Source organism: Agromyces cerinus subsp. cerinus (genome assembly GCF_900142065.1).
GTDB classification, from domain to species: Bacteria; Actinomycetota; Actinomycetes; order Actinomycetales; family Microbacteriaceae; genus Agromyces; species Agromyces cerinus.
This window is the reverse complement of the sequence record NZ_FSRJ01000003.1, coordinates 346,509-359,104: the sequence shown is the minus strand read 5'-3', so window position 1 is coordinate 359,104 and position 12,596 is coordinate 346,509. Positions and strand designations below refer to the sequence as shown.

Genomic DNA, 12,596 nt, shown 5'->3' with positions numbered 1-12,596 from the left:
CCCGCTGGACGGTCGCTGACGTGATAGATTCCCGGATCGAACCGGCGCCGAGGTCGTCGCCACGAAGGAACCCGACCATGCCACGCACCAACCCTGCCTACCGTTCCCGCCGCGCGCGCCTCGAGCTCCGTGACGCCGTCTGCGTCGTGACTGGTGCGGCGAGCGGAATGGGGCTCGAGTCCGCCCGCCTCCTCGCCCAGCGCGGCGCCGAACTCGTGATCGTCGACCGCGATGGCGCGGCGCTGCACGACCTCGCCGTCGAACTGCGCGCGGGCGGCACCACGGTCAGCATGCACGTCATCGACCTGCGCGAAACCGACGCGATCGAGGCGCTGCCGGCCGCGGTGCTCGCCACCCACGGTCGCGTCGATGTCCTCCTCAACTGCGCTGGAGTCTCGATGCTCGGGCGCTTCGAGCAGTTGAGCCTCGACGAGTTCCGCTGGGTCGTCGACATCAACCTCTGGGGCACGGTCGCGATGAACAAGGCGTTCCTGCCAGCGCTCGCGCGGCGGCCCGCGGCGCACATCGCCAATGTCGCGAGCCTCTACGCGCTCGGCGCTCCGGCCGGTCGGGTGCCGTACGTCACCTCGAAGTTCGCCGTGCGCGGCTTCACCGACGCGCTGCGCCACGAGCTCGAGCGCACTGGCATCACGATGTCCGCCGTCTACCCGGGAGGAGTGCGGACGGCCATCATCCACAACGCACGGGTCGCGGAGGGAGTGCCTGCCGACATCGCAGCGCGAGCCGCCGATGCACAGGCATCGCTGTATCGCACCACGGCGCAGGAGGCCGCCGCGCGCATCGTCGACGGCATCGAACGACGCCGGCCGCGAGTGTTCATCGGGCGCGACGCACGACTCGCCGACATCGCGACGCGGCTCGCCCCCGTCTGGTACTGGTCGGTGATGCGTGGCGTCGTCGCGAAGGCGGGCGACACGGAAACGGCATCCGGGGCCTCCGCGGCACATGCGCGGTGACACGGCTGACGCGGTGACCTGGCTGCCGATCGGGCGCCGATGACCCGGCTGCGGGTCAGGCCTTCGCGGTGGCGGCGTCGACCACCGCGTCGATGAGCGACTCGGCGGTGCGCTCGCGCGCGACGACGTCGACCCGGAGCCCGACCTGTGCGGCATCCTTCTTCGTCTGCGGGCCGATCGCGGCCACGAGGATCGACTCGGGAATCGGGCCGAGCTGCTGCTGCACCTGCTCGGCAACGCTGCCCGAGGTCACGAGCACGGCGTTGACGCGGCCGGAGCGCACGTCTTCGGCGACCTTCGCGGAGACCGGCACGCCGATCGTGCGGTACGCCACGACGGCCTCGACGTGATGGCCCATGCGCTCGAGGCCGATCGAGAGCACCTGCTTCGCGATCGCCGATCGCAGAGCGAGCACCTTCAGCCCGGTTGCGCCGTCGGTCGCGGCCTCCCACTCCTCGAGCATGCCGCGGGCGGAATTGTCTTCGGACGGCACGATGTCGGCCTGGTACCCCGCCGCGACGAGGGCGGCTGCGGTGGTCTCGCCGACCGCAGCGACCTTCGTCGTCTCGGGGATGACGGCGCTGTACGTCGACAGCACGTCGACCGTCGTCGCACTCGTGACGGTGAGCCAGTCGAAGCCGCCGGCGGCGAGCTTCGCGAGCGCCGCCTCGAGGGCGGCCTGGTCGTCGCTCGGTGCGAAGTTGATCAGCGGGGCGACCACGGGCGAGGCGCCGCGGGCGCGCAGGGCGGCGGCGACGCCGTCACCCCATGGACCGCCGCGTGGCACGAGCACCCGCCAACCGGCGAGCGGCTTGCCGGCGGAGGCAGGCAGGTTGATGGCACCCGTCATCGATTCGAATTCGCTCACAGCGACTCCTCTGGTGGTGCAAGATCAGCGGCGCCGTTGCCGAGGAGTTCCGCGACGACGCGTTCAGCGAGGTCGCGTGCCGCATCCGCCAGGTCGGCGGCCGAGCGGCTGTCGGGGGTGGCCGCGTGCGAACTCACGAGTCGCCGGGCCCCGTCGGCACTGTACACGCTCGCCGACAGGAACAGAAGTTCGTCCTCCATGAACGCCGTGGCGCCGATGGGGGCCGAGCAGCCGGCCTCGAGACCGGCGAGCACGAGTCGCTCGGCGAGCACCGTGGCACGGGTCATCGTGTGGTCGACCGCCTCGAGCGCGCGTTCGAGCGAACGGTCGCCCGTCTCGCGGCGCACCTCGATCGCCAGTGCGCCCTGCCCGGGGGCCGTCGGCCAGTCGCCGAGCGACAGCAGGTCGGTCACCGCGTCGGAGCGGCCGAGCCGGCCGAGGCCCGCAGCGGCGAGCAGCACCGCGTCGAGCTCACCCGACTCGACCTTGCCGAGGCGGGTGTCGATGTTGCCGCGCAGGTCGACGGCGATCACATCGGGGCGCGCGGCGCCGAGCTGGGCGATGCGCCGCGGCGAGCCGGTGCCGACACGGGCACCCTCGGGCAGCGTCGCGATCGTGAACCCGTCGCGGGCGCAGAGCGCGTCGCGGGCGTCGGCGCGCTTCGGCACTGCGCCGAGGCGCAGCCCCTCGTGCTCGGCGGTCGGCAGGTCTTTCAGGGAGTGCACGACGACATCGCACTCTCCGGCGAGGAGCGCCTCTCGGAGCGCGGCGGCGAACACGCCCGTGCCGCCGATCGACGCGAGCGAGGCTCGCGAGGTGTCGCCCTGCGTGGTGATCGGCACCAGCTCGATCTCGGCCTTCGCGGCCTTCGCGAGCCGTTCGGAGATCTGACGGGTCTGGGCCATCGCGAGCGCGCTGCCCCGGGTGCCGACACGGATCACGCCGGTCATCGCGGAGTCGCCTCCGGTGCGGCGGCGGCGGCCGGTTCGTCGACGACCGCTCCTCCGGCGATGCGGGCGTGATCGGGCCACGGGCCGAGCGCGGTGAGGTGCGGACGCTCGGCGGCGGGCACGTCGTTCACCCGCTCCAGCACGAGGTCGACGAGACCCGAGACGTACGCCGGGTGCACCCCGGGAGTCGGCGCGCGACGCACCTTCAGCCCGTGCTCGCCGGCGGTCTCGACGGCCTCGTTGTCGAGGTCCCACATGACCTCCATGTGGTCGCTGACGAAGCCGAACGGCACGATGACGATCGCCTCGGTCAGGCCGCCCGCGGCGAGTTCGCCGATCGCGTCGTTGATATCGGGCTCGAGCCACGGCGTGCGGGGGTCGCCGGAACGCGACTGGTAGACGAGCGACCACGGCGACGCCGGGGCTGCGGCCTCGCCGATGACGGATGCCACGGCCAGGTGCTGCGCGACGTACGCGCCGCCCGGTCCGAACGACGGCCCCGAGGCATCCGCTGCACTGTTGGGAATCGAGTGGGTGACGAAGAGCACGTGGATGCGCTCGGGTGCGACGCCCTCGGCGACGAGCTCGGCCGCGGCATCGGTGACGCCCTCGATGAAGGGCTGCACGAACCCGGGGTGGTCGAAGTACTCGCGCACGCGGTCGATCGCGACGCCGGTGCCGGCGGTCGACTTCTCGAAGTCCTCGCGATACTGGCCGACCCCCGAGTAGCTCGTGTAGGCGCTCGTGACGAGGCCCAGCAGCTCGGTGTGGCCGTTCGCCTCGGCCTCGCGCACGACGTCACCGAAGTACGGCGCCCAGTTGCGGTTGCCCCAGTAGACCGGCAGCTCGATGCCGCGCGCGGCGAGCTCGGCCTCGATGGCCGCCTTCAGCTGACGGTTCTGCTCGTTGATCGGGCTCACGCCGCCGAAGTGGCGGTAGTGGTGGGCGACCTCCTCGAGCCGCTCGTCGGGGATGCCCCGGCCGGCGGTGACGTTGCGGAGGAAGGGGATGACGTCGTCTTGACCCTCGGGGCCGCCGAACGACGACAGGAGGATCGCGTCGTAGTGCGCCATTACTGCAGCACCTCCACGAGCTCGGCGGTCGTGATGCGGCGGCCCGTGTAGAAGGGCACCTCTTCACGCACGTGACGGCGGGCGTCGGTGTCGCGGAGCTCGCGCATGAGGTCGACGAGCTCGGTCAGCTCGTCGGACTCGATGGGCAGCAGCCACTCGTAGTCGCCGAGCGCGAAGGCGCTGACGGTGTTGGCGATGGCCCCGCGGAACGCGGCGCCCTTGCGGCCGTGGTCGGCGAGCATGCGGCTGCGCTCCTCGGCGGGCAGCAGGTACCACTCGTAGCTGCGCACGAAGGGGTAGATCGTGAGCCACGACTTGGGCTCGATGCCGCGGAGGAATCCGGGCACGTGCGACTTGTTGAACTCGGCGTCGCGGTGCACGCCCATGGCGTTCCAGGTCGGCAGCAGGTGCTTCAGGATGCGCGCGCGGCGGAGCTCGCGGAGCGCCCACTGCAGCCCCTCGGCGGTGGGGCCGTGCAGCCACAGCATGACGTCGGCGTCGGCGCGGAGGCCGGAGACGTCGTAGATGCCGCGGAGCGTGACCCCTTCGTTCTCGACGAGCGCGATGACGCCGTCGAGCTCTTCGACGACGCGGCGCACGTCGTGGCCGTCGTAGTCATCGGGCCTCGCCGGATCCCGGCGGAACACGGCGAAAACCGTGAACCCCTCGGGAGAATCGCCGGCTTCGGATTCGGAACGGAGCGCGTCGGCTGCCGCTTCGGCAGCGGGGGAAGACATGTCACCAGTCTCCCCCTTTCGGCGTGATCGGCCAAAAGAGACCCCTCCGCGACGGGCTCCCGGCACCCGGCACGACGACGGTGGCGACGACGTACGCTCGTCGGATGAGGATCTGGTCGCTGCATCCGCGCTACCTCGATCGTCAGGGGCTCACCGCCTGCTGGCGCGAGACGCTGCTCGCCCAGGCCGTGCTCGAGGGCGCGACCCGCGGGTACACGCGGCATCCGCAGCTCGAACGGTTCCGCGCGGTGCCCGATCCGCTCGGCGCGATCGGCGACCACCTCGCGGGGATCGCCGACGAGGCGACGGCTCGCGGCTACCGCTTCGACCGGAGCAAGGTGCACCACCGGAGCGACCCCGCGCTGCACCTCGAGGTCGCGAGCGGGCAGCTCGCGTTCGAGTGGGAGCACCTGCTGCGGAAGCTCTCGATCAGGAGCCCCGAGTCGGCCGCGCAGTGGGCCGGCATCGACCTGCCCGACGCGCATCCGCTCTTCGCCGTCGTCGACGGGCCCGTCGCATCATGGGAGCGTGCAGGCCCGCCGGCCGGCGAAAGCGACCCGTCTCAGTCCTGATCGAGCTCGGTCGCAGTGAGGGCGTCGAGGAACCGGATCACGACCTCGCGCTCGTCGGAGGTGAGCGCCGCCGCGGCGTCGAATCGCCGCGCGTGCAGGCGACCGACCGACTCTCGCGCGACGATGCGGGTGGCGTCGGTCACCGAGATGGCGAGCGCACGGCGATCGCTCGGGTGCGGTGCACGCACGATGTGGCCGCCGCGTTCGAGCCGGTCGAGCAGCTTGGTCGTCGAGGCGCTGGAGATGCCGAGGTACTCGCTGATGGCGCCCGGGGTGGCGATCTCGCCCTGGTTTCGGGCGGCGATGAGGAAGCGAAGGGCGCGCATGTCGGTGACATTGAGCTTCATGTACCGGCTCGACGCCTCGCTCATGCGGCGCTCGGCATCATGCCAGCCGCGCAGGCTCTGCATGACGCGCACGATCTGGTCGACCTGCCGGTCGTCGAGCCCCGAACGGTTCACGAGTTCTTCGTCGTGGTCGGAGATACGGGGGTCGTGCATCGCGGCTGCGATGTCGTGCCGCCCGTCCCGCTCAGTTGCCATGGGTTGATTCTAGCCATTCATGTATATTTCTCGCTAAGCTAACTACTAGCCAAAGCAGCAACCGAGTGGGAGCCATCATGAGCCTCAGCGACATCGAAGAGGTCGTGCTGCTCGACGCCGACGACCGGGCCATCGGCCGGGCGCCGAAATCGAGCGTTCACGGCGCCGACACGGCGCGTCACCTCGCCTTCTCATGCCACGTCTTCAACGAGCGCGAGGAACTCCTCGTGACCCGCCGCGCGCTCTCCAAGCAGACCTGGCCGGGCGTCTGGACCAATTCGTTCTGCGGCCATCCGGCGCCCGCGGAGACCCTGGTCCACGCGATCCGACGCCGCGGTGAGTTCGAACTCGGCCTCCTGCTCGACGGCATCGAGCCGGTGCTCCCGTTCTTCCACTACCGGGCGACGGATGCCTCGGGGCTCGTCGAGAACGAGCTCTGCCCCGTGTACACGGCGTACGCGGCCTCCGAACTCGAGCCGCACCCGGGCGAGGTCATGGACTTCGCGTGGGTGTCGCCGCAGCGACTCGCCTCGGCGATCGAGCATGCGCCGTGGGCGTTCAGCCCGTGGTTCGTGCTGCAGGCGCGACTCCTGCCGTTCCTCGGCGGCTCCCTCCACGACTCCCTCGGCGGCTCCCTCGATCGACGCGAGGCGATCGCCTCATGATCGGCGCGACGCTCGAGCGACGGATCGACCGCGACGGTGTCGCCGTCTCGGAGTTCCTCGACGACTTCTTCGCCCGACGGCTCGAGCGGGCGGCCGGGCACGGTGCCGACTACGTGCGCCTCTGGGGCGCCGCACGCGACGGTGCTGCCGGAGGCAAGCGCATCCGGCCCGGACTCGTGCTCGCCGCTCACGCCGCGTTCGCGGGCTCGAGCACGACGGAGTCGGTGCGGCTCGCCTCGGCCTTCGAGCTCCTGCACACCGCGTTCCTCGTGCACGACGACGTGATCGACCACGACCTCGTGCGCCGAGGCGCACCGAACGTCGCCGGGCGCTTCGCGCTCGACGGCATCGACCGCGGGCTGCCGGCCGAACGGGCCAACGACTACGGCGAGGCGTCGGCGATCCTCGCCGGCGACCTGCTCATCGCGGGCGCACTCCGGGTGGTCGCCGAACTCGAGGCGCCGCCGTCGGTGCGCGCCGCACTGCTCGAGATCGTCGACGAATGCGTCTTCGTCGCGGCGGCGGGCGAGCACGCCGACGTGCGCCATGCCGGCGCGGCCCCCGGCGAGCGCGACATCCTCACCATGATCGAGGAGAAGACCGCGTCGTACTCGTTCAGCGCGCCGCTCCAGGCGGGGGCGGTGCTCGGCGGGGCGTCGGCCGCCACGGTCGCACGACTCGGCGAGATCGGGCGCCATCTCGGCGTCGCGTTCCAACTGCGCGACGACGTGCTCGGCGTCTACGGCGCGGCGGAGGTCACCGGCAAGTCGGCGCTCTCCGACCTGCGCGAGGGCAAGGAGACCCTGCTCATCGCCTATGCCCGTGCGCACCCCGACTGGACTCGCGCCGCCTCGGTCTTCGGGAGCCCCGAGCTCGATGAAGCCGGGGCGGCGCGACTCCGGCTGGCGATCGAGTCGAGCGGGGCCCGCGACCGCGTCGAGCACCTCATCGATGCGCGCTGCACGGCCGCCGTCGATGCGATCGCAGCGGCGGAACTGCCGCGCGGGCTGGGCGAGTCGCTGACCGTCACGGCCCGCACGTGCGTGGAGCGTGCGCGATGACCCGGGCACCGACGGGGCTGGCGCTCTACGACCGCACGGCGCACCTCGGCTCCGCCCAGGTGATCTCGCACTACTCGACGTCGTTCGGACTCGCGAGCCGCCTGTGCTCGCGCCCCGTTCGCGATCATCTGGCCGACCTGTACGCCCTCGTGCGCATCGCCGACGAGATCGTCGACGGCCCGGCCGAGGAAGCGGGGCTCGCGCCCGATGAACGGCGCGCGATGCTCGAAGCCCTCGAGGTCGAGACCGAGCGGGCGATCGCCAGCGGGTACAGCTCGAACCTCGTCGTGCACGCCTTCGCCCGCACCGCGCGCGACACGGGCTTCGGTCCCGAGTTGACCCGGCCGTTCTTCGCGTCGATGCGGCGCGACCTCGATCCGGTGGACTTCGACGAGGCCGAGCTCCGGGAGTACATCCACGGCTCTGCCGAGGTCGTCGGGCTGATGTGCCTGCGCGCGTTCAGCGAGGGGCTCCCCGTCGACGCCCGGCGCGATGCCCGCTGGCAGCGCGGTGCCCGCCATCTCGGCGCCGCCTTCCAGAAGGTGAACTTCCTGCGCGACCTCGCCGACGACTACGGCTCCCTCGGCCGCCGGTACTTCCCCGGCATCGACCCGGCACTCCTGACCGAGGCCGACAAGCTGCGACTGCTCGACGACCTCGATCGCGACCTCGCGATCGCCGGTGAGGTGATCGCCGAACTTCCGAGCGGATGCCGCAGGGCCGTCGCCGCCGCGCACGCGCTGTTCTCCGCACTGTCGTCGCGGCTCCGCCGCACGCCCGCGAGCGAACTGCTCACCACGAGGGTCCGGGTGCCGACGCCGCAGAAGCTCATGCTGCTCGCCCGTGCCGCCGGATCGCGTTCGCGGCACCCGTCCACCGCGCCGGAGCCCGCGTCCGCGCGGACTCCGCTGCCCGGGGCGCCGGCATGAGCCGGGTCGTCGTCGTCGGGGCCGGCATCGCCGGCCTCGCGACGGCGGCGCTGCTGGCTCGCGACGGGCACGAGGTCACGGTCTACGAGGCGAATGACAGCGTCGGCGGTCGCGCCGGACGATGGGACGCCGGCGGATTCCGCTTCGACACCGGCCCGTCGTGGTACCTCATGCCCGAGGTGTTCGAGCACTTCTACCGCCTGATGGGCACGAGCACCGAGGCGGAGCTCGACCTCGTGCGGCTCGAACCCGGCTACCGGGTGTTCTTCGAGCACCGGGCGGAGCCGCTCGACCTCTCGTCCGACCGGGCCCGGGCCGCTGCGGCGTTCGAGGCGATCGAGCCCGGCGCCGGGCGGCGCCTCGAGCGGTACCTCGATTCCGCCGAGGAGACGACGCGTCTCGCACTCGACCATTTCCTCTACAACGACTTCTCCTCACCGGGCACGCTGCTCGTGCCACCGGTGCTGCGGCGCCTCGGCCGCCTCGGCCGCCTGCTGCTGCAGCCCCTCGACCGCTTCATCGCCGGCAGCTTCCGCGACGAACGCCTGCGCCAGGTGCTCGGCTACCCCGCCGTGTTCCTCGGCACCTCGCCGTCGGCCGCCCCGAGCCTGTACCACCTGATGAGCCATTTCGACCTCGACGACGGGGTCCGCTACCCGCAGGGCGGCTTCCGCGAGGTGATCGACAGCGTCGCGCGACTGGCGCAACGAGCCGGGGCGCGCATCGTGACGAACGCCAGGGTCACGAGCATCACCGTCGAGTCGGGCGCAGCGCGCGGCATCGTCTACTCCGATCGGCGCGGCACGGCGCACGAGGTCGAGGCGGACCTCGTCGTCTCGGCGGCCGACGTGCACCACACCGAGACGGCCCTGCTGCCGTCCGAGTCGCGAAGCCGATCGGATGCCTCGTGGCGCCGAGCCGACCCGGGGCCGGGCGCGGTCCTCGTGCTGCTCGGGGTGCGCGGCGAACTCCCCCAGCTGCTGCACCACACGCTGCTCTTCACCGAGGACTGGGCGACGAACTTCGATCGCATCTTCGGCAGCTCGCCCTCGGTGCCCGACCCGGCCTCGCTCTACGTGTGCCGGTCGAGTGCGACCGACCCCTCGGCCGCGCCACCGGGTCACGAGAACCTCTTCGTGCTCGTCCCGGTGCCGGCCGATCCCGCGATCGGCCGCGGCGGCATCGATGGCGGCGGTGACGCCTCGGTCGAGCGCATCGCCGATGCGGCAATCGCCCAGATCTCGTCGTGGGCGGGCGTGCCCGACCTCGCGGACCGCATCGTCGTGCGCCGCACCATCGGCCCCGGCGACTTCGAGTCCGAGTTCAACTCGTGGCGCGGCTCGGCGCTCGGCCCGGCGCACGTGCTGCGGCAGAGCGCATTCCTGCGGGGGCGCACCGCATCGAGCACGGTGCGGGAGCTGTACTTCGCAGGGGCGACCACGGTGCCCGGCATCGGGTTGCCGATGTGCCTGATCAGCGCCGAGCTCGTCGCGAAGGCGGCGCGCGGCGAGCAGGGCTCGGCTCCGCTCACCGAACCCGAGGTGCGGAGCGTGCCGGCATGAGCCTCGTCTACCTCGGCGCGCTGCTCGCCGGCATCGCCTGCATGGCGCTGCTCGACGCCCGGTACCGCCTGGTGTTCGGCGCCCCGGGTCGCCGCGTGCGGGCCGTCGTCGTGCTCGTCGCCGGCCTCGTGTTCTTCCTGGCATGGGATGCCGCCGGCATCGCCCTCGGGATCTTCCACCGTGGCGAGAACGCGGTGAGCACCGGCATCCTGCTCGCACCCGAGCTGCCGCTCGAGGAGCTCGTGTTCCTCGGGTTCCTCTGCTACCTGACACTCGTGCTCTACACCGGTGCACTGCGCCTGCTCGCGGCGAGGCGGGTGCGCCAGTGACCTACGCACTGCTGTCGGCCGCCTTCGTCGCGGTGGCGGCCGTCGTCGCCGCCATCGGGTGGCGGCGGGCTCCGCGCGGCCACGGGCTCGCCGTGTTCGTCTCCGCGCTCGCGCTCGTCGTGCTCACGATCGTGTTCGACTCGATCATGATCGCGACCGGCCTGTTCGACTACGCCGATGCGCACATCTGGGGTGTCCGCCTCGGCCTCGCTCCGATCGAGGACCTCGCCTATCCGATCGCCGGGGTCCTGCTCCTCAGCGGGCTCTGGAACCTCATGGGGGAACGCGCCGATGCCGACTGAGACCCGCCGCAGCGCGATCATCGACCTCCTCACCGCCTCCCGGCCGCTGAGCTGGGTGAACACCGCGTTCCCGTTCGCAGCCGCGTACCTGCTGACGACCCGAGAGGTCGACGTCGCGTTCATCGTCGGCACGCTCTTCTTCCTGGTGCCGTACAACCTCGCGATGTACGGCGTGAACGATGTCTTCGACTACGCCTCCGACGCCGCGAACCCGCGCAAGGGCGGCGTCGAGGGAGCGCTTCTCGTGCCGGATCGGCACCGGCTGACCATCGTCGCCGCGATCGCGAGCTGCGCGCCGTTCGTCGTCGTGCTGCTCGCCCTCGGCGACCCCGCGTCGTGGGCGGTGCTCGCGGTGAGCCTGTTCGCGGTCGCGGCCTACTCGGTGCCGGGGCTGCGCTTCAAGGAGGTGCCGTTCCTCGATTCGCTGACCTCGAGCGTGCACTTCGTCAGCCCCGCGGTCTACGCGCTGGTGCTCGCGGGCGCCGCGTTCACCCCGCCCCTGCTCGCCCTGCTCCTCGCCTTCCTCGCCTGGGGCGTCGCGAGCCACGCCTTCGGCGCCGTGCAGGACGTGGTGCCCGACCGCGCCGCCGGCATCGCCTCGATCGCGACCGCGCTCGGGGCGCGCCGCACCGTTCGGTTCGCGATCGCCATGTGGGTCGTGGCGGGCGTGTTCATGCTCGCCACGTCGTGGCCCGGTCCCCTCGCGGCCCTGCTGGTGGTGCCGTACATCGCCACGGCCGCGCCGTTCGCCGGCGTCACCGACGCCTCGTCAGGTCGATCGAACGCCGGGTGGCGGCGATTCCTCGCCATCAACTACGTCGTCGGATTCCTGGTGACGATGCTGCTCATCTGGTACGCCGCCATCACGGCGTGACCCCGCGACGCCGCAGCAACCCGGTCATTGGAGCAGCCGCGTGAAGCGGAAGAACGCGAATCCCTCGATCGGGAGCAGCTCGATGCCGGAGAACCCGGCCTCGAGGGCGTATCGCTCGAGGGTCGACTGGCGCATCACGGTTCCCGTACCGACGGACCCGGGCGTGGACAGCCCATCGGGCAGGCACATGAAGATGCTGTACCCGTACATGACGCGCTCGACGTCGTCGCCGTCGGGTGCGAACGCCTCGGCCACCGCCTCGTCCATGATCACGATCTCGCCGTCGCGCTTCACGGCCCGCCTGATCGAGGTCAGCACCTCGACCGGGAACGGCATGTCGTGCAGCGCCTCGAACACGAACGCCGCGTCGAAGACGGCCTCCTGCGGCATCCCCTCGCCCGCGACGTGGTGGAACCGCACGCGGTCGCCCACGTGCGCCTCGTCGGCGTGCCTGCGTGCCGCGACGACCGACTCGGCGTCGACGTCGAAGCCCTCGACCCGCGCAGACGGGTACGCCTGCGCGAGGGCGATCGACGACCAGCCGTGCCCCATGCCGATGTCGGCGATGCGGGCGCCGGGCCGCGAGAGCACGTCGTGCAGCGACGGGACGCTCGCGAGCGCGGGCCCGAGCTGCTGCAGGAACCACGGCCGGTTGATATCGCCTTGGGCGTCCCGGGCGTCCTCGCCGAGTTGCGCCCATGAGACCCCACCGCCGGTGCGGTACGCATCGAGCAGCGGGGCGAGCTGCGCACCCGTGGCGGCGAAGAACCGTCCGAGTGGCGCGAGGTACGCGAGCGAATCGGGATTCGCGAGCACCTCGGCGTGCGCCGGCGGCAGAGTGAACCGGCGGGCGGATGCCGCGGCATCCGCGTCGTCGACGGTGAGGATGCCGCTCACCGCCTGCTGTTCCAGCCATTCGCGCGCATATCGCTCGTGAGTACCGGTGCGTGCGGCGAGGGCCGCAGGGTCGAGCGGTTCGCCCACCGCGAGCGCACGGTACCAGCCGAGGCGGTCGCCGAGGTAGATGCTGAACATCTCGACACCGCCGAGCGTCGACGCGAACACGCGATCGGCGAACTCGGTCACCGCGTCGGCGCCGGTCTCCGACGTGGGTCCAGCGGTGGCGTCGTGCTGCGGTTCCGTCATATCGACGGC

General features: G+C 71.7%; 15 protein-coding genes. 9 read left to right on the top strand and 6 right to left on the bottom strand.

Annotated features, from left to right (window positions below):
- Positions 1 to 77: 77 nt before the first annotated feature.
- Positions 78 to 977, top strand: coding sequence for an SDR family NAD(P)-dependent oxidoreductase (locus BUR99_RS12125; protein ID WP_074260622.1), 900 nt, complete (start codon positions 78 to 80; stop codon positions 975 to 977).
- A gap of 55 nt (positions 978 to 1,032) precedes the next feature.
- On the opposite strand, the gene BUR99_RS12120 is transcribed toward BUR99_RS12125, so the two are convergent.
- The 4 genes from BUR99_RS12120 to hemQ are packed head-to-tail and all read right to left on the bottom strand — an operon-like array spanning position 1,033 to position 4,605.
- Positions 1,033 to 1,827 (bottom strand): uroporphyrinogen-III synthase, encoded by a 795-nt coding sequence (locus tag BUR99_RS12120; RefSeq protein WP_074261013.1) that lies wholly within the window; start codon positions 1,825 to 1,827, stop codon positions 1,033 to 1,035.
- Positions 1,828 to 1,841: 14 nt separating this feature from the next.
- Complete coding sequence (gene hemC / locus BUR99_RS12115; protein WP_074260621.1) at positions 1,842 to 2,795, bottom strand: hydroxymethylbilane synthase; 954 nt, start codon at positions 2,793 to 2,795, stop codon at positions 1,842 to 1,844.
- A complete protein-coding gene (locus BUR99_RS12110; RefSeq protein WP_074260620.1) occupies positions 2,792 to 3,868 on the bottom strand; it encodes a ferrochelatase in 1,077 nt (358 codons plus the stop codon). The genes hemC and BUR99_RS12110 overlap by 4 nt, the downstream gene beginning before the upstream one ends.
- Positions 3,868 to 4,605: a hydrogen peroxide-dependent heme synthase gene (gene hemQ, locus BUR99_RS12105; RefSeq protein ID WP_056655082.1), complete on the bottom strand. Its 738-nt coding sequence runs from the start codon at positions 4,603 to 4,605 to the stop codon at positions 3,868 to 3,870. The genes BUR99_RS12110 and hemQ overlap by 1 nt, the downstream gene beginning before the upstream one ends.
- Before the next feature lie 104 nt (positions 4,606 to 4,709).
- Between hemQ and BUR99_RS12100 the strand changes: the two genes are divergently transcribed.
- Entirely contained in the window at positions 4,710 to 5,177 is a 468-nt protein-coding gene (locus BUR99_RS12100; protein WP_074260619.1) for a pyrimidine dimer DNA glycosylase/endonuclease V, read from the top strand.
- On the opposite strand, the gene BUR99_RS12095 is transcribed toward BUR99_RS12100, so the two are convergent.
- Entirely contained in the window at positions 5,168 to 5,719 is a 552-nt protein-coding gene (locus BUR99_RS12095; RefSeq protein ID WP_074260618.1) for a MarR family winged helix-turn-helix transcriptional regulator, read from the bottom strand. The two genes, BUR99_RS12100 and BUR99_RS12095, sit on opposite strands and share 10 nt — an antisense overlap.
- 77 nt (positions 5,720 to 5,796) lie before the next feature.
- On the opposite strand from BUR99_RS12095, the gene idi reads away from it, so the two are divergent.
- Genes idi through BUR99_RS12060 form a run of 7 tightly spaced genes read left to right on the top strand, consistent with a single transcriptional unit; the run spans position 5,797 to position 11,441 of the window.
- Positions 5,797 to 6,384, top strand: coding sequence for an isopentenyl-diphosphate Delta-isomerase (idi, locus tag BUR99_RS12090; protein WP_084183956.1), 588 nt, complete (start codon positions 5,797 to 5,799; stop codon positions 6,382 to 6,384).
- The gene (locus BUR99_RS12085) at positions 6,381 to 7,445 is read left to right on the top strand and encodes a polyprenyl synthetase family protein (RefSeq protein WP_074260616.1); all 1,065 of its coding nucleotides are present in this window, start codon (positions 6,381 to 6,383) and stop codon (positions 7,443 to 7,445) included. Before idi ends, BUR99_RS12085 begins: the two co-directional genes overlap by 4 nt.
- Positions 7,442 to 8,374, top strand: coding sequence for a phytoene/squalene synthase family protein (locus BUR99_RS12080; protein WP_074260615.1), 933 nt, complete (start codon positions 7,442 to 7,444; stop codon positions 8,372 to 8,374). Before BUR99_RS12085 ends, BUR99_RS12080 begins: the two co-directional genes overlap by 4 nt.
- Complete coding sequence (gene crtI, locus BUR99_RS12075; protein WP_074260614.1) at positions 8,371 to 9,936, top strand: phytoene desaturase family protein; 1,566 nt, start codon at positions 8,371 to 8,373, stop codon at positions 9,934 to 9,936. The genes BUR99_RS12080 and crtI overlap by 4 nt, the downstream gene beginning before the upstream one ends.
- Positions 9,933 to 10,265 carry a lycopene cyclase domain-containing protein gene (locus tag BUR99_RS12070; RefSeq protein ID WP_074260613.1) on the top strand — a complete coding sequence of 111 codons (333 nt, stop codon included), beginning with the start codon at positions 9,933 to 9,935 and terminating at the stop codon, positions 10,263 to 10,265. The genes crtI and BUR99_RS12070 overlap by 4 nt, the downstream gene beginning before the upstream one ends.
- A complete protein-coding gene (locus tag BUR99_RS12065) occupies positions 10,262 to 10,567 on the top strand; it encodes a lycopene cyclase domain-containing protein (protein WP_074260612.1) in 306 nt (101 codons plus the stop codon). The genes BUR99_RS12070 and BUR99_RS12065 overlap by 4 nt, the downstream gene beginning before the upstream one ends.
- Positions 10,557 to 11,441 carry a prenyltransferase gene (locus BUR99_RS12060; protein ID WP_074260611.1) on the top strand — a complete coding sequence of 295 codons (885 nt, stop codon included), beginning with the start codon at positions 10,557 to 10,559 and terminating at the stop codon, positions 11,439 to 11,441. Before BUR99_RS12065 ends, BUR99_RS12060 begins: the two co-directional genes overlap by 11 nt.
- Positions 11,442 to 11,465: 24 nt before the next feature.
- Here BUR99_RS12060 and BUR99_RS12055 read toward each other — a convergent pair whose 3' ends face one another.
- The gene (locus BUR99_RS12055; protein WP_084183955.1) at positions 11,466 to 12,587 is read right to left on the bottom strand and encodes a class I SAM-dependent methyltransferase; all 1,122 of its coding nucleotides are present in this window, start codon (positions 12,585 to 12,587) and stop codon (positions 11,466 to 11,468) included.
- Between the last annotated feature and the right edge of the window lie 9 nt (positions 12,588 to 12,596).